The sequence below is a fragment of the Lysinibacillus sp. FSL L8-0126 genome, from assembly GCF_038630385.1.
Taxonomy (GTDB): domain Bacteria; phylum Bacillota; class Bacilli; order Bacillales_A; family Planococcaceae; genus Lysinibacillus; species Lysinibacillus fusiformis_D.
In genome coordinates this window covers 4,103,591-4,117,780 of record NZ_CP152028.1, presented here as the reverse complement: position 1 = coordinate 4,117,780, position 14,190 = coordinate 4,103,591, and the positions used below count along the sequence as shown (strand labels likewise).

Sequence of the window (14,190 nt, the reverse complement as noted above, 5' to 3'; positions counted from 1 at the left end):
AGAAACGATCATGACAATCATTCAACTTGGATTCAAAGTAGATGCATTTTTTCAACGAAAGGGCACATTTCTGGAGTAGAAAATCTATGAACACTTTATTTATAAAGCTTTACTGTTCCTTCCAAAAAGTTTACATATTTCGCAATAAAACTCTTTGGCTTTATAATCTTCACTTTATGACCAAATCCGGCTAAAAATTGATAGGCATATTGATTTTCAGGCAATTCAATTGTTGCAAGGTAACTTCTTGCAGTTTCTTTTATAACAACATTCTAAAAGTGCAGGATAAAACTAAAGAAGTAGCGGATAGAACGCTCAAAGTGTGGGATAGCCCTCAAATAGAAGGAAAGAATTCTAAAAGTGCAGGATAAAACAGAAAAAGTAGCGGATAGAACGCTCAAAGTGAGGAATAGCCCTCAAATAGAAGGAAAGACTTCTAAAAGTGCAGGATAAAACTAAAAAAGTAGCGGATAAAACATTCAAAGTGGAGGATAGCCCTAAATAGAAGGATAGAATTCCGAAAGTGCAGGATAGAATTAAAAAAGTAGCGGATAAAACTAAAAAAGTAACGGATAGAATACTCAAAGTGGAGGATAGCCCTCAAATAGAAGGAAAGAATGCTAAAAGTGCAGGATAAAACTAAAAAAGTAACGGATAGAACGCTCAAAGTGAGGGATAGCCTTCAAAATAGAAGGATAGACTTCTAAAAGTGCAGGATAAAACTGAAAAAGTAGCGGATAGAACGCTCAAAGTGAGGGATATCCCTCAAATAGAAGGAAAGAATTCTAAAAGTGCAGGATAGAACTGAAAAAGTAGTGAGCGCTATCCATAAAAAAGGATAAGCGCTTTATTTTTTTCTTAAACTTTTAAGCCCTCAAACTAGTATTTAACCTTCAAGCCTAGTAATGAAGCAAAGCCTATCGCTTGTTCAGAAGATACTTCACAGCCATTTAAACTTTCAGGAGTTACTTGCAGTCTTTTAAATTCACATGTACTGATGTCTACCCCTTTTAAGGAAGTTTGAGAAAAATCAACATCATTTAAATCACTTTCATGAAACGCCACTTTATTTAGTAAACAATCATAATAATTTGCACCCTGTAGGGAGGTGTTATCAAATAATACTTGTTTGAAACGTACTTCAGGGAAATTGCATAAATTTGCAATACAATTTTTAAATGAAACATTGCCAAGATTAGCTTCAGTAAAATTCAACCCTAATAATTTACAGTTTTTAAAAGCCACTCTATGAATGATGCCTTCACTTAAGTTTGAGTTAGACAAATCACAGTTTTCAAAAATGACATCCGTTAGATCAATTTTTTTAAAGGTACAATTGATGAATGTGACATTTTTAAACATAACTTTAGATACAATGAATCGTTCAACTTCTTCGTGATCAATGACCGTATCAGCAATCATGCCATTTGTTAAATACGGTTCTTCATCATAAAAAATATCCTGAAAATTTGCCTTTTTGAGATTAGTAGGTATTTTTGGTGATGTAATTTGGAAATGGAATGACATATCAGCACACCCTTCAAATGTAAAATAAAAAGATTTTCCTATTTAGTATAAATGTAAATCTAAAATAAAAACACCGTCTATACAACGGAGCTTTTTGTCACCAACTTACTAAAAACAGAAGCTAGCACCTGTTGAAAGAGCATACCGAACACAACAGGCATAGCGACTTTACCTGGAAAGTATGTTGTGGCAACAATGACCCCGACAGCTATATTTCTCATACCGCCCGTAAAGACAAAGGTCGCCATTTGAGGAGCGTCTTTTAAAAGCGTCCGACCAATTAGATAAGCAAAAGCATAGCCTGACACAGCAAGCAAGAACACTAAAAGTATGACGAAAAATAGTTGTAAGTTTATATTTTTTAAATAGGGTGAGATTGCACTACTGTTAATCATGATGACCGCAAATAAACATAGCTTTGAAAAAGGAGCCAGCTTCTTGCCATACTTTTTAGGTATTTCACCCTTGGAAAGCTCATTCACCAATATGCCTAAAATCGTAGGTAACACAATCATCAGCAATAAATTCACAATCAGTGAGGCTACATCCAATTCAATTTTTTCACCCGACACGATATAGAGTATGAAGGGAAGAATGAATGGAGCGAGTAATGTATCAATTAAAATAATCGATAAGCCTAACGGTAAATTGCCTCTACAAATATTAATCCAAATCACACTGGTTACACCTGTTGGGAGGGCGACAGCTAAGACAAAGCCAACCGTCAACAAATGGTCATCGAAAATAACGGTGGATAAAAAATAAGCCCATAAAGGCATCAAGAGATGAAGAAAAATGATGGAGAATAAAATGAGTGCAGGATGCTTGGTAAAAATCTTTACATCTTTAAATTTCATGGATAAGCTTCCTGAGAATGTCATGAATGCAAATAGCCATGACACAAGGAATAATAAATGATGTCCAACACTTTCTAAGAACACACCTACAATTAAACTTAATGGTGTCAGGAGCGCTATGTATTTTTGGAGAAATCTATTTAATTTTTCTAACATACAAAGACCTTCTTTTTTTATCTGATTTTATCACATTATTATAATAGTAATCATGGAATAGTAGGAGTATTTGTAGCAAAAAAAGCAGAAGGAATACTGCCGATGACTAACGTTTATGGGGTAGGGGCGGCCCTGTCCATCAATTGGGGATTCACTGACAATAGAAAAGCCATTTCTTAAATAACAAATCTTTGCCTTTTTGACATCAAAATGTGGATGTGTTGATGAATTGGTTTGCCATGAAAAGTTGAAAAGCGAAGAGAAGAAGTATTGTGAACCGCATTTGGATAGCAAGGTAGGGGAAATATGAAGGGATTTCTTTTGCTATCTTTAGTAAATCTTCTAATTTGATAAAATCATTTGTTGCTTTTCTCTTTTGTTTTTTATCACACGCGTTCCCTAGCCCGATTTTATGATCCTCACGATGAAGCTCCAAGATATATAAACCACCATATGTTTTCCTTATTTCAATTCAATAAAGCAGGGATATCATTTTGCTCCATCTGATCTTATTGCCATTTAAGTATAGTAAAAAACACTGCAATCTTTTACACCTAAGTAGGAAATTATACATTTAAAGAAATAGTTTCCAATATTAATAAATAAATGTATAATACAAAATGTCGAAGGGATATGTAATAAACTAGAAGGAGGCTGATGTATGCTTGCATTCACTTTAAACATCAAGCTTAAATGGTAAGAAAGTTGGCAAGACAAAAAGCTTTATCATACATAATTTAGTCATCGTTGCCTTTATTGGAGGTCTACTTGCTGTTACGATCATTGGGTTTATAAATGCACACGCACTCAAACTAGATAAGCATTACATCAGACTACTGATAGTAATCAGTATAATCCTCAATACAGCTACTATCATCTGCTATGCTTGCCTTCCTTTGTCCGCAGAAATGGATGTACTTATCAATCGATTACTGGCTGGAGTAAGTTATTTTATCTTTTTCATTATTCTAAAGAGACCTTATAAAGAACATTTAGTATTTGTAGGGGACACACAATCCTTGTACTGGCGAGGGATTATCTATTGTTTACTTTCCATCTTTATAGATGGTTTTCTTAGAGAAGGTGTCCTAGCTTATTAAGGAAGGAATTCATGTGCATGAACAGTGAAAAGGAAAATACACCTATGGCTCTTATTGAACATTATTTTACGCTTGGAAAGTACACAAATGTTATTGCCTTAGTGGAACAGGGAATAGCTGATGATATGGAAAATAAGGAATTGTGGTATAAACTAGCTGTCAGTCATTAGGCCAAAGGTCAATATGAAGAAGCGTTAGAGCCATTTCATAAAGCATTTCAGTTAGGTTATGATAAGAGCGCAATTTACTATTTTTTAGGCGGCATCTATGTGGTAACAGAGCAGTGGCAAAAAGCAGAAGAAGCTTTTTTGGAAGCATTACATAATAATCCAAATGATGCGGATGTTTATTCAGCGTATGCTATTTTGATGAACATGACGGATCATAGAAAAAAAGGCAGTTTATTTTTAGAAAAAGCTCTAGAATTAGATTCTAATAGCACAGTCGTTTTACAGCTCTATTCACTTACCGAAATGACTGCAAAAAAGGAAAAGCACAATAATGCACTAGCACTTTATATGAATTCGACAGATAGTGAGTTCGCAAAGTTAATTCATCTTGGCTGGAGTGCTGACTTTCATAATCGATTTAAGGAAGCTAGAGAATATTATCGCCAAGCCTTTGTAATAAAACCTGAGGATAAAAGAATTTTATCGAACTTAGAGGAATTGGAAATTAACACGCACCCACTTTTGCTTCCCAATCGTATAGTAGAGCGATTAGGCGGCATTGGCTTTGTATTAATGATATGGATTATACTATGTATCCTTCTTGACAAGCTTATTTCCAATGATAACTTTGTCAATCACCTACTTCGCTTTTCTATTTTTTTCACACTTTATTATTTTATATCTATTCCCATTGTAAAAGGCTTAAGAAAATGGAAGAGCCTTAAATAAGGAAGGAAAAAATTGAAAAGGAGACAACTAAGGAATAATGGAACATATTTATCAACCTAGTATACTAAACGAAAATGAGGAACGAACACGAAGTTATGTTGTAAACAATTTATTTTTCGTCGCTTTTTTTGGTGGAATTTTTGCCATTGTAGTATTAGGTATGCAAAATGCTAAGTGGTTAAAGCTTGAAAAAAAATATATCCGTATATTAACGATTCTTAGTGGTTTACTAATTATAGGAAAACTAATCATGGTTTATGCCATTGGACAAGGAATCCTAGCGATTGATGAAAACCACATTAAGATTTTTGGACGAATTATTGCAGTGGCGGGCTATTTTATTTTTTTCGCCTTTTTAAATAAGCCCTATAAAGATCATCTAGCTGTTGGTGGACAAACTGAGTCCTTATGGAAGCCTGGCTTTCTAGCATGTATGATTGCTGGGTTTATAGAATACCTCGCTATGGCATTCTTATTAGCACTTTAAAAAGGAGCTTTATTACAGAATGGTTAACTATGAAGATACTGAAGTAAATGAAAATTATGAAGAGTCATCATTTGAAGTAATAGAATATTATTTTAAAATAGAGAAGTATGCACAAACCATTGAACTTGTCCAGGAGAAGTTGGATGAACATATTGAAAACAGTCGATTATGGTATATACTGGGTTTAAGTCATTTGGCTATGAAAGAATATGATCAATCTGAAGAGCAATTGAAGGAAGCCCTGCGTTTAGGGTATAGTGAAGAATCTGTTTACTTTGGTCTTGGACATGTTTATTTGGAAACAAAGCGTTGGAAAAAGGCTGAGGAAGCTTTTCTCGAATCATTACGATTTAATCCAAACAATGAAGGAGTCCTGGCTGATTATGCGATTCTAATGAAAATAATGGGTCATCGAATAAAAGCGAGACGATTAATTAATAAAGCACGAGAACTAGCTCCTGAAGATGGTTATGTAGTACGTAAACATTTTATTATAGAGGGGGTGACTAGCCCTAAAAAACAGCAAGTCCTCGCATTGGAACAATATATGAACTCAAATGATAGTGAATTAAATAAACTAGTAATTTTAGGTAATCACGCATTCCTTCATATTAAAGAAAAGGAAGCACAAGAATACTTTAGACAGGCCTTTTTGCTTAATCCTGAGAATAAAAGTACATTATCTTTTTTAGAGTTTTTTGAATTAGGGGGTTTTGAATTGGGACACCCACTCTTAGCACCTAATCGCCTCATTGAACGTGTGGGCGGCCTTGCTGTTGCCTGGCTGATTGGAATTGTCATTTACTTTTCATTAATAGTTCTAGAATTTAATAGCGCAGCAATTCTATTTATACAATGCTTCTTTGTATTCGTACTATATACATGGATTTCACTTCCTCTTGTAAAATTAATAAAAATATGGAGAAACAAAAATGGATAAAATAAAATGGTTACAACAAATGGTAGATCAAAATGCTAATGATCCACAAGGGTATTTATGGCTTGGCAAAGAACTAGCTGATCAGCATCGTTGGCTTGAAGCGGTTCAAACTTATTCATTGGGTCTTTCTTTTTGCTCAGACGATGAGCTACGAAATGACATCATTCAGGAATTAACAAAGGCTAGTTTACAAATTCAACACTCTCCGAAGGATGCTAGCCCAGCTGGAATTGACGATGAAGACAAGGCTGAATTAGCTATCGTAGATAAGTGTCTAGACACAGTAACAGAGGTGGAACTGGATAATCAAGATAACATTCCTGACATACAGTTAGAAGATAGAAAAGTAAAAAACCTTGAACCGAAGTTTAGGGTGATTGATGGAGATGCACCTAAAAAGGCTATAAAAAAAATCGATGAAACAGTGACCTTTGCGGATGTTGCTGGTCTTGAGGATTTAAAAAAAACGATTAACTTACGTATTATTAGTCCATTTTATAACAAGGGATTGTTTGCAAAGTTCCGTAAAAAAGTCGGGGGTGGCGTTCTTCTTTATGGACCACCTGGCTGTGGGAAAACCTATATCGCTAAAGCGACAGCGGGAGAATGTAAGGCTAATTTTTATCCCGTTCATATTACAGATATTTTAGATCCCTATATAGGTGTAAGTGAACAAAATTTAAAAGCTATATTTGATAAAGCTCGTTTCCAAAAGCCCAGCATTCTGTTTTTTGATGAAGTAGATACCATTGGCATGAGTCGTTCACAAACGTCCTCCCATGTTCGTGGCATAATCGATACGTTTCTAACCGAGATGGAAGGTGTGGATACAAACAATGATGAGGTTCTGGTGATGGCTGCTACCAATACACCATGGGATGTTGATAGCGCTCTAAAAAGACCTGGTAGATTTGATCGGCTCATCTTTGTAGCGCCACCAGATGAAAAAGCAAGAGAGCAAATTTTTAATTTGAAATTAAAGGGAAGGTTCGTTGAAAATGTTGATACAGCCGTATTAGCAGCCAAAACGCCATTTTTCTCAGGTGCAGATATAGCAAATGTAGTGGAATTAGCTACTGAAAACGTGCTAGAAGAAATATTACTATCAGGTAATGAAAGGCCGATTACTACCGATGATTTAGTAATGGCACTACAAGAACTTCAGCCTTCTACATTAGATTGGCTGCGTACAGCAAAAAATTATGTCAAATACGCAAACCAATCAGGGTTGTACAATGACGTGGAAAAATATCTCCGAGCCCATGCACGTTATATATAAATGGGCACTTGCTCATTTTTGAGAACATTTCAGTAAACATAAATCCTCTTAATATAAACCTTCTAAACATTCATTGTTTGACAAAATATATGTTTAGAGGGTTTATTTACATATGAAAATATAATTTTCGGTCATGGATCAACCATTAAAGCCATACTTTACAGATGAAATAATTAATTTAATTATGTATGAGGAACGTAAGCTTTATTAATATGTCTAAAGTGACGAAAGGCAACAAATATTCATAACTAGCTTTTCGTTTCCTTTAAATCTCGTAATTGTATAATATATGTAAATAATAACATATTGGCACTGGGCATGGTGAAGAGTTTACTGGCAAAAACAAGCAGAGAGGAACTTATCTATTAATAAAGATTGCTCAGTTGCTGCTATTTGATAGTAAACCAAAAGGAGTTGTGTTAAAGGTTTAATTTAAATCAACGTAGAGTTTCGTTGAATGAAAGAAATCGGGGTGGAGTTGTGAGCGGGATAGATAAACGAAATAGGCTAAACGAAGAACCATTTACTTATCAAATCACAAAAAAAGGGACAATTGTTATTTATTATGAAGGTAAACAAATTAAAATTGTGAAGGAGAACGAGGCTGAGCATCTTCTAGCAAAAATTCATAAAGTGGAGGGTCAAACAAAGGAAATCCAGTTATTGTTAGCTAAAATTACGGGTAATTTTAAGCGTGGTAACGAAAAATCGGGGAAAAATAAAAGAACATTTTGAATGGGGGAATAACTTTTTAATATAAGAATTATGCAAATCTAGTATGAACATGCTATATCTAGTTGTCCTTTTTAAGGCAGAAGGTATGGGAGTTAATTCGAAGTTATTGAATGCACATAGTTCGACTCGCCATTTGAATCCAATTCCTTGACCTAGCTAATGTAATATTCATAATAAAAACATATTGATAGGATTGATTAATGGGAAGAGGAGAGGCAAATGAGGTTATGGCATGTAGATTTAATCGAGTATTTACCGAAAGGGCAGCTACTTTCACAGTGGAGAGAGCTAAATAGCATATTTGCTAAAGAAGACCAGCATATTTTGATTAATTATGTCTACGAATACCCTAAAGAGGACCTGTATGTGTATACCGAAAAAGTCATGGAAGAAATGAAGAAGCGCGGTTATCAAATTAGAACATATGAAAAAATGAATCGTTACTTTGATGGCTTGGGGCCAGTAAAGGATAGGAAACCGTTTCAACAGCATCATGATAAGGAATATCTTGAAATTTGTTTTTATAATTTAAAAGAGAAATATATTCGTGGTCAGAAGGATTATGCAGAGGAACTATATCAGCAATTATGCATGTATGTAAATAACGTGCTTTAACTAGGAGGAACACTCATGTTGAGAGCGATTATTTTTGATGTAGACGGGACGATTTTGGATACTGAGCAAGCGATTTTACAGTCATTGCAAAGAACGTTACGGGAAGAAACGCAAAAAGAGTATTCATTTGAGGCACTACGATTTGCTTTAGGCATCCCAGGGAAAGATGCCTTACAGAGGCTCAAGGTCGATAACATAGAGGCTGTTCATCAGAAATGGTCTGCGGCGGTTCTTGATTTTTCACACGAGGTGGCCGTCTTTGAAAATCTAGAGGCGGTCATCCAACAGTTAGCAAGAACATCGCTACAAATGGGCATTGTGACTTCTAAAACAGCTCAAGAGGTTGCAGATGAGTTTGATCCGTTTGGGCTAAGTGATTATTTCCAACATATTGTTAGTGCTAGTGATACGGAAAAGCACAAACCACATCCAGAGCCCCTTTTAAAATGTCTGGACACATTGCAGGTAGCTCCAGTAGAGGCTATCTATATTGGCGACTCTATCTATGATTTCCAATGTGCTAAGCAAGCAGGAGCCAAATTTGCCCTTGCCCTCTGGGGAGCCAAAACCACTACTGGATTTAAGAATGCAGATTACGTGCTACAGGAGCCAAAGGATATTTTGACACTCATTAGCTAAGAAAAAACACCCGAACTATGACAAAACACTTAAGGTATGGAGTGTTTTGTCATAATTCGGGATTTTCATTGCTTACAATTCTTTTGTTCCCGTCCCTTCGATTGCTTATGTAAAAATAGGAGAAACCTTTCTTGCGCTTGCTTATTCTTCATCATTCGCTTGACCCGAACATTACTTTGAAGGTATTTTCTGACATGGCGATTCGCAAAAAATAGGCTGCGGTATTGATCATGATGGTAAATGTCGTGAAACTAATCGCAGTGCTGTAGCCTTGCTATATTTTGATCAATTTTTCTTGTATGTAAAGTTGGTTGACCGACATAGGTATTTGATAAGAAATTGATAATAAATTCTAACATAAATCCACATCCCATAATGACGAATAAATTCTATCGTAATGGATGTCGTTGAAGTGTGCAATAGCAAAAAAATAGAAGGGACACTCGATAGAAGTGCCCCTTAGTAACAAATCGGGAGGTGCCATGTTAAACGAATTCGCTTAACACTACTATTTATATGATAAGATTACTTGGTTTTATAGACCATCATCCTGAGTAAGCTAAAATTTACACTTCGTATCGAAGAATGGCTGTTATCCAGTCTTTTACTAAACGTTCCCGCTGTAGCAGTGAGCTATCTAAAGGAAGAGAAAGACTTTGCAACTCTTTGGGGAGCAAGTGTATTTTGTGACGAATCATTTCATTGTCAGGTGATTCTGTATCGATAAATAAAAGATAGCGTCCGATTAAATCTTCCTTGTACATAGATGGAAAATCAAGAGCTTTTAATACACGTGTAGAAAATTCTACACCATTTAGGTTCACTTCAAAATGTCCCCGCACATTAAATTCACAGCGAATATGTGTACCAGGCAATCGATGTAGCGCTTGGACAAAAGCAGCTAATGTGTTTTCACTGATGAAATAGGTTTCAAAATAGTATTGATTCTCTGTATGAAGATTTGAATTAGCATCATATGTATCATATCTTATTTCTAGTGTGTCTTCTGCTGCGTCAGGTTTTTCCGTAGTGAGGTAATGCCGAACAATTTTTTTAATGGTGTGATGATCTAAGTCACATCCATAGCTGAGAATAGTTACTTGTCTACGTTGTGCTTTGGCGAATAACCACATTTCCAAATGTGCATCATCATTTAAATCCCAGCCATAGCGTGGGTTGTAATGGATACATTTCCTTTTGCTCATGGAGTCCTCCTTTTTGCCTTGTCTAATAATAGTATAAATAATTTTGTCTAATTTTCCTTATTTTTCTTTTTAAAATGAAACTTTTGGATTTTAAGTCTCGTATAAACTGGAAAATACTTTTTTAGGAGGTAAACATGGCACAATCCTTCTATGTACTTTGCTATTAACAGCCTGTACAGCGGAAACCGTTCAACCTAAAGATCAAATACAAGAAAAAACGATGAAAATATTGTGGTGACAAAGGATGGCAAAATAACTTTTGAGATTAAGAATGATATCAACGTTCCAAAAGAAAAAGTAGTTATCTTAAAAGATGAAATCCTTAAGGCGTATGATAACATTCAGCAATCCATACATACTTCCTATGTGCCATCTGACAAGATAACTATTTATCTTAAAGAAGACGATCAATCATGGGGCGTAGCATCAAAAATCAAGTTAACTGGCGTTAAAGAAGATATATATCCACTTGTCCATGAAATGACACATTCTTTACTTGGTTATGGCAATAATTTTGGATCTGACCATGGCTATTTTACGCAAGAGGGTTTTGCGAGTTATATGGAGGATCAATATGGAAAAAATAAATTATATTTGAAAAATACATGAAGCATTATATGGATTCAGACAAGTTAATTCCTATTAGTAAGTTAATTGATCCAAATCAAGATGATGCCTATTTTCGCCCAAAACTTTCAAATATAAAAGAGAATCAAATCCTTATGGAGCTGAGCTACACACATGCGGCTTCATTTACAAAATATTTAATTGATACCTACGGACTAGAAAAGTTTGAACAGATCTACAATGAGAAAGATTTAGCAAAAAAAGTAGAGGAAGTTTACGGAAAGAATAGCGGTGAGTTAGAAAAGGAGTGGTTAGCATTTATTCAAAATCAAAAAGGATTTACTCATGAGGAAAAATTTAAGTCGGGAAATTTTTATGATATGAATACAACTCTTATTCAATTAGATCTAAAATATTTTGAGAAGGAATAATTTTTTCTAAATCATCAAGCATACCCAAGTGCTCTTTATTTTGAGTTCCTGGGTTTTCTTTTGTATGAATGTGGATGAAATTGTCTATGTAATAAATGAACGCCCTGTAAAATGGACAGGACACCAATGATTCTTAATAATATATTTTTGAGCCATACCGTATCGTCAACCGTAATGGCAATCAACATAGGACCAACCATAATCAATGCGATTCCTAGTAATGCTTTTATTACTCTCAACATGTAGGGTTCACCTCAATTTGCCATTTCAGTTAGGTGGGATATTGTTACAAAGCTAATTCTTCTTCATTATCGCACGTCTGTCTGAAATATAAAAGGGTCACTAGGCTGGTAAAGCGACCCTTATAAAATGGTTAAAATGACTTCACACGGCTTTAGCAGCGTGTAAAAGGGTGTTCTAGGTGCTAGTTGGGATGATTAATACATGAAAGAAGCGCCAACGATAACTAATAAAATGAATAACACGACGATTAATACGAATGTTGATCCGTAATAGCCGCCACCGCCAGAGTCGCCGCCATAATAGCAGCTGTTGTTAATATTACCTACGTTTCCACTGTATCCCACTGAAAATCCCCCCTTTCTACAACATATAATATGTATCGATGCAGAAAGGGGAAATGGTATTTACCCTATGATTGCTTTTTTTCTTTTGATTCGCCAGAGATTTATATGACAGTATAAAACATAAATAGGAAAAAACCTTTATTTGTTGAGACACCTTTCAGGAAGCATGTTATTTGGATATGTTATGATTAAATTTGTGAAGAGATGTAGCATAGTTAAGTGAAACAGGAGGACAGAAGATGGATAACCAATATTTCGCAGGTTGGGGCACATTGGCGTTGATAAATGCTGGGCTTGCACAAGGGAAGAATAGATCGGGGTTAAATTGGTTTTTACTTTCTCTTGTATTAGGTCCATTGGCAACACTCATTTTGTTGTTTGTTGAAAAGAGACAGTAATACAGTAAAAGCACTATTCTTATGCGAAATAGTGCCTTTTTTGAATCCCTCTATTCTGTTTTCAGAGCCAATGCTATTCAATTTTACTAAAGATATTACATTTTTATTTAAAATGGTGTCGAAACTGAGTATGCAATTAGAAAATGTTAAACATAGTATTGACAATCGAGTTAGAGTTGTAAAGTATGTTAGAATTAGATGCGGGATTTGATGGGAGGACTTAATTTGGCTGCAGAAAAAAAGTTAAAAGTTTGTGAAAAAGGACATACCTTTTACAAAAGCACGGATTGTCCAAGTTGCCCTACATGTGATCAAGAAAATAAACCAACTAGTGGCTTCCTTTCAAAACTTAGTGCACCTGCAAGAAACGCTTTAGTACATGAAGGCATTGATACGTTGGAAAAGTTATCTACGTATACGGAAAAGGACATATTAAAAATACATGGTATTGGACCAGCCTCCTTACCCATTATGAAATCTTCATTGGAAGAAGAAGGCTTGTCATTTAAATAAGCGAGGGGGAAGACAAAGATGACAACGAAGGAATTATCACAAGAGCAACGCGAGGAACTAATCCATACTTTGCAAGTTCGTTTTGAGAAAAATACGTCTCGTCATGAAGGGCTTGACTGGGCTAATGTACAGGCTAAGCTAGAGACTAATATGGAAAAACTAGGGTCGCTCCATGAAATGGAAGCAACGGGCGGTGAACCAGATGTAGTTGGCTATGATGCAAATACAGACGAGTTCATTTTTTATGATTGTTCTGCGGAAAGTCCTAAAGGTCGCAGAAGTTTATGTTACGACCGTGAAGCATGGGAAGCCAGAAAAAATCACAAGCCAGAAAATACGGCGATGGATGTAGCCAAGGATATGGGCATTGAGCTTTTAACAGAAGAACAATATCGACATCTACAAGAGCTTGGCAAATTTGATTTAAAAACATCGAGCTGGGTACAAACACCCGACAACATTCGAAAACTCGGCGGTGCTATCTTCTGCGACCGTCGCTATGACACGATCTTTATGTATCACAATGGAGCAGAATCCTACTACGCAGCAAGGGGCTTCCGTGGCTCATTACGAGTTTAAGAAATAAAGGCATGCGTTCGATATACGGTCGAGCACATGCCTTTTTCTATGGGAAAGAGGGTTCACCCTAGCCTCTAATGCTGAAAACATAAGGAAACAATATTACATAAGAAGCCTCTCGAACGTCTAGTTATCTTACATTGTATGATAAACTAAAAAAGGGGGTGGAAAGTAATGTTAAATTGTTTGAAAATTATTTTCTCAATCATTGGTATTTCTCTCGCTGCTTATGGACTAATCACCCGTGATTTCCAACTGAATTACCTCATGATATTGTTCTTAGGTTTATTCTTGTTCACTTTAGGCATTCAAGAATGTCAAAAACAGAGGACCGTTTATGGGTGGTTGCTAATCGGGCTATTTTTATTTTCAATTTATGTGTCCATTCAAAGCTTTGTCTTGATTTAACGGAAGAAGTAAGGTTGTTCCAAGAATCAATTAGTTCGATTAAAGTAGGAATCACTTCTTCATTCAAATAATACATATCGTATAAATAAAACCTTCCTTAATCAAATCCTTCCAGTTTATATAATGGTTCTTCATCTGTATGAAGTTCTATTAAAATGTTGGCGTTTTGCAAGGCATTTTTAATTCGATGTTCACAGCATGTCGTATTTCTTGTCTATTCCCTTCACTATTTGCCCCTTTGTCCCGTCACCATTCATCAGGAAATGCA

Annotated in this window: 18 protein-coding genes and 1 pseudogene; 14 read left to right on the top strand and 5 right to left on the bottom strand. The window is 35.5% G+C overall.

Annotated elements, in window-relative coordinates:
* Positions 1 to 879: 879 nt before the first annotated feature.
* Together MHI34_RS19880 and MHI34_RS19875 are read right to left on the bottom strand one after the other, a co-directional pair.
* Positions 880 to 1,527 (bottom strand): pentapeptide repeat-containing protein, encoded by a 648-nt coding sequence (locus tag MHI34_RS19880; protein WP_342503858.1) that lies wholly within the window; start codon positions 1,525 to 1,527, stop codon positions 880 to 882.
* A gap of 77 nt (positions 1,528 to 1,604) precedes the next feature.
* The gene (locus MHI34_RS19875; protein WP_036122672.1) at positions 1,605 to 2,540 is read right to left on the bottom strand and encodes a bile acid:sodium symporter family protein; all 936 of its coding nucleotides are present in this window, start codon (positions 2,538 to 2,540) and stop codon (positions 1,605 to 1,607) included.
* A 1,117-nt stretch (positions 2,541 to 3,657) separates the two neighbouring features.
* Here MHI34_RS19875 and MHI34_RS19870 point away from each other — a divergent pair.
* The 8 genes and pseudogenes from MHI34_RS19870 to MHI34_RS19835 all read left to right on the top strand — a co-directional run bounded on the left by MHI34_RS19870 (position 3,658) and on the right by MHI34_RS19835 (position 9,234).
* Positions 3,658 to 3,810 (top strand): hypothetical protein, encoded by a 153-nt coding sequence (locus tag MHI34_RS19870; RefSeq protein ID WP_244504817.1) that lies wholly within the window; start codon positions 3,658 to 3,660, stop codon positions 3,808 to 3,810.
* Positions 3,811 to 3,822: 12 nt separating this feature from the next.
* Positions 3,823 to 4,539: pseudogene (locus tag MHI34_RS19865) on the top strand (hypothetical protein); the annotation flags it as partial.
* A 37-nt stretch (positions 4,540 to 4,576) separates the two neighbouring features.
* Positions 4,577 to 5,026 carry a hypothetical protein gene (locus MHI34_RS19860; protein WP_101966611.1) on the top strand — a complete coding sequence of 150 codons (450 nt, stop codon included), beginning with the start codon at positions 4,577 to 4,579 and terminating at the stop codon, positions 5,024 to 5,026.
* Positions 5,027 to 5,045: 19 nt separating this feature from the next.
* On the top strand, positions 5,046 to 5,966 hold the full coding sequence (locus tag MHI34_RS19855) for a tetratricopeptide repeat protein (protein WP_101966612.1): 921 nt from the start codon (positions 5,046 to 5,048) through the stop codon (positions 5,964 to 5,966).
* On the top strand, positions 5,959 to 7,245 hold the full coding sequence (locus MHI34_RS19850) for an ATP-binding protein (RefSeq protein ID WP_342503857.1): 1,287 nt from the start codon (positions 5,959 to 5,961) through the stop codon (positions 7,243 to 7,245). Before MHI34_RS19855 ends, MHI34_RS19850 begins: the two co-directional genes overlap by 8 nt.
* A 480-nt stretch (positions 7,246 to 7,725) precedes the next feature.
* Positions 7,726 to 7,980, top strand: a complete 255-nt coding sequence (locus MHI34_RS19845; RefSeq protein ID WP_340812693.1) for a hypothetical protein — start codon at positions 7,726 to 7,728, stop codon at positions 7,978 to 7,980.
* Between the two features lie 219 nt (positions 7,981 to 8,199).
* Entirely contained in the window at positions 8,200 to 8,595 is a 396-nt protein-coding gene (locus MHI34_RS19840; protein ID WP_342503856.1) for a pyrimidine dimer DNA glycosylase/endonuclease V, read from the top strand.
* A 15-nt stretch (positions 8,596 to 8,610) separates the two neighbouring features.
* Positions 8,611 to 9,234, top strand: coding sequence for an HAD family hydrolase (locus tag MHI34_RS19835; RefSeq protein ID WP_342503855.1), 624 nt, complete (start codon positions 8,611 to 8,613; stop codon positions 9,232 to 9,234).
* A 566-nt stretch (positions 9,235 to 9,800) separates the two neighbouring features.
* Here the strand turns inward: MHI34_RS19835 and MHI34_RS19830 are convergent.
* Positions 9,801 to 10,439 carry a hypothetical protein gene (locus tag MHI34_RS19830; RefSeq protein ID WP_342503854.1) on the bottom strand — a complete coding sequence of 213 codons (639 nt, stop codon included), beginning with the start codon at positions 10,437 to 10,439 and terminating at the stop codon, positions 9,801 to 9,803.
* A 231-nt stretch (positions 10,440 to 10,670) separates the two neighbouring features.
* On the opposite strand from MHI34_RS19830, the gene MHI34_RS19825 reads away from it, so the two are divergent.
* Entirely contained in the window at positions 10,671 to 11,048 is a 378-nt protein-coding gene (locus MHI34_RS19825) for a hypothetical protein (protein WP_342503853.1), read from the top strand.
* 8 nt (positions 11,049 to 11,056) lie between these two features.
* Complete coding sequence (locus MHI34_RS19820) at positions 11,057 to 11,437, top strand: hypothetical protein (protein WP_230593824.1); 381 nt, start codon at positions 11,057 to 11,059, stop codon at positions 11,435 to 11,437.
* Positions 11,438 to 11,472: 35 nt separating this feature from the next.
* Here MHI34_RS19820 and MHI34_RS19815 read toward each other — a convergent pair whose 3' ends face one another.
* On the bottom strand, positions 11,473 to 11,679 hold the full coding sequence (locus MHI34_RS19815; RefSeq protein WP_340811007.1) for a hypothetical protein: 207 nt from the start codon (positions 11,677 to 11,679) through the stop codon (positions 11,473 to 11,475).
* Between the two features lie 195 nt (positions 11,680 to 11,874).
* Positions 11,875 to 11,997, bottom strand: coding sequence for a YjcZ family sporulation protein (locus MHI34_RS19810; protein WP_139149510.1), 123 nt, complete (start codon positions 11,995 to 11,997; stop codon positions 11,875 to 11,877).
* A gap of 266 nt (positions 11,998 to 12,263) precedes the next feature.
* Between MHI34_RS19810 and MHI34_RS19805 the strand changes: the two genes are divergently transcribed.
* The 4 genes from MHI34_RS19805 to MHI34_RS19790 all read left to right on the top strand — a co-directional run bounded on the left by MHI34_RS19805 (position 12,264) and on the right by MHI34_RS19790 (position 13,922).
* The gene (locus tag MHI34_RS19805) at positions 12,264 to 12,422 is read left to right on the top strand and encodes a hypothetical protein (RefSeq protein ID WP_170829801.1); all 159 of its coding nucleotides are present in this window, start codon (positions 12,264 to 12,266) and stop codon (positions 12,420 to 12,422) included.
* Positions 12,423 to 12,647: 225 nt separating this feature from the next.
* Entirely contained in the window at positions 12,648 to 12,935 is a 288-nt protein-coding gene (locus MHI34_RS19800; RefSeq protein WP_058843090.1) for an RNA polymerase alpha subunit C-terminal domain-containing protein, read from the top strand.
* Positions 12,936 to 12,953: 18 nt separating this feature from the next.
* Positions 12,954 to 13,514 carry a DUF4256 domain-containing protein gene (locus tag MHI34_RS19795; RefSeq protein ID WP_058843091.1) on the top strand — a complete coding sequence of 187 codons (561 nt, stop codon included), beginning with the start codon at positions 12,954 to 12,956 and terminating at the stop codon, positions 13,512 to 13,514.
* A 174-nt stretch (positions 13,515 to 13,688) separates the two neighbouring features.
* Positions 13,689 to 13,922 (top strand): DUF3953 domain-containing protein, encoded by a 234-nt coding sequence (locus MHI34_RS19790; RefSeq protein ID WP_036122630.1) that lies wholly within the window; start codon positions 13,689 to 13,691, stop codon positions 13,920 to 13,922.
* Positions 13,923 to 14,190: the final 268 nt, after the last annotated feature.

Bases quoted from the DNA above. Each gene is read 5' to 3' on its own strand.
- MHI34_RS19805 (WP_170829801.1), top strand. From the start codon at position 12,264: ATGGATAACCAATATTTCGCAGGTTGGGGCACATTGGCGTTGATAAAT.
- MHI34_RS19795 (WP_058843091.1), top strand. From the start codon at position 12,954: ATGACAACGAAGGAATTATCACAAGAGCAACGCGAGGAACTAATCCAT.
- MHI34_RS19790 (WP_036122630.1), top strand. From the start codon at position 13,689: ATGTTAAATTGTTTGAAAATTATTTTCTCAATCATTGGTATTTCTCTC.
- MHI34_RS19875 (WP_036122672.1), bottom strand. From the start codon at position 2,540: ATGTTAGAAAAATTAAATAGATTTCTCCAAAAATACATAGCGCTCCTG.
- MHI34_RS19820 (WP_230593824.1), top strand. From the start codon at position 11,057: ATGGATTCAGACAAGTTAATTCCTATTAGTAAGTTAATTGATCCAAAT.
- MHI34_RS19830 (WP_342503854.1), bottom strand. From the start codon at position 10,439: ATGAGCAAAAGGAAATGTATCCATTACAACCCACGCTATGGCTGGGAT.
- MHI34_RS19855 (WP_101966612.1), top strand. From the start codon at position 5,046: ATGGTTAACTATGAAGATACTGAAGTAAATGAAAATTATGAAGAGTCA.
- MHI34_RS19835 (WP_342503855.1), top strand. From the start codon at position 8,611: ATGTTGAGAGCGATTATTTTTGATGTAGACGGGACGATTTTGGATACT.
- MHI34_RS19840 (WP_342503856.1), top strand. From the start codon at position 8,200: ATGAGGTTATGGCATGTAGATTTAATCGAGTATTTACCGAAAGGGCAG.
- MHI34_RS19815 (WP_340811007.1), bottom strand. From the start codon at position 11,679: ATGTTGAGAGTAATAAAAGCATTACTAGGAATCGCATTGATTATGGTT.
- MHI34_RS19860 (WP_101966611.1), top strand. From the start codon at position 4,577: ATGGAACATATTTATCAACCTAGTATACTAAACGAAAATGAGGAACGA.
- MHI34_RS19870 (WP_244504817.1), top strand. From the start codon at position 3,658: ATGAACAGTGAAAAGGAAAATACACCTATGGCTCTTATTGAACATTAT.
- MHI34_RS19880 (WP_342503858.1), bottom strand. From the start codon at position 1,527: ATGTCATTCCATTTCCAAATTACATCACCAAAAATACCTACTAATCTC.
- MHI34_RS19850 (WP_342503857.1), top strand. From the start codon at position 5,959: ATGGATAAAATAAAATGGTTACAACAAATGGTAGATCAAAATGCTAAT.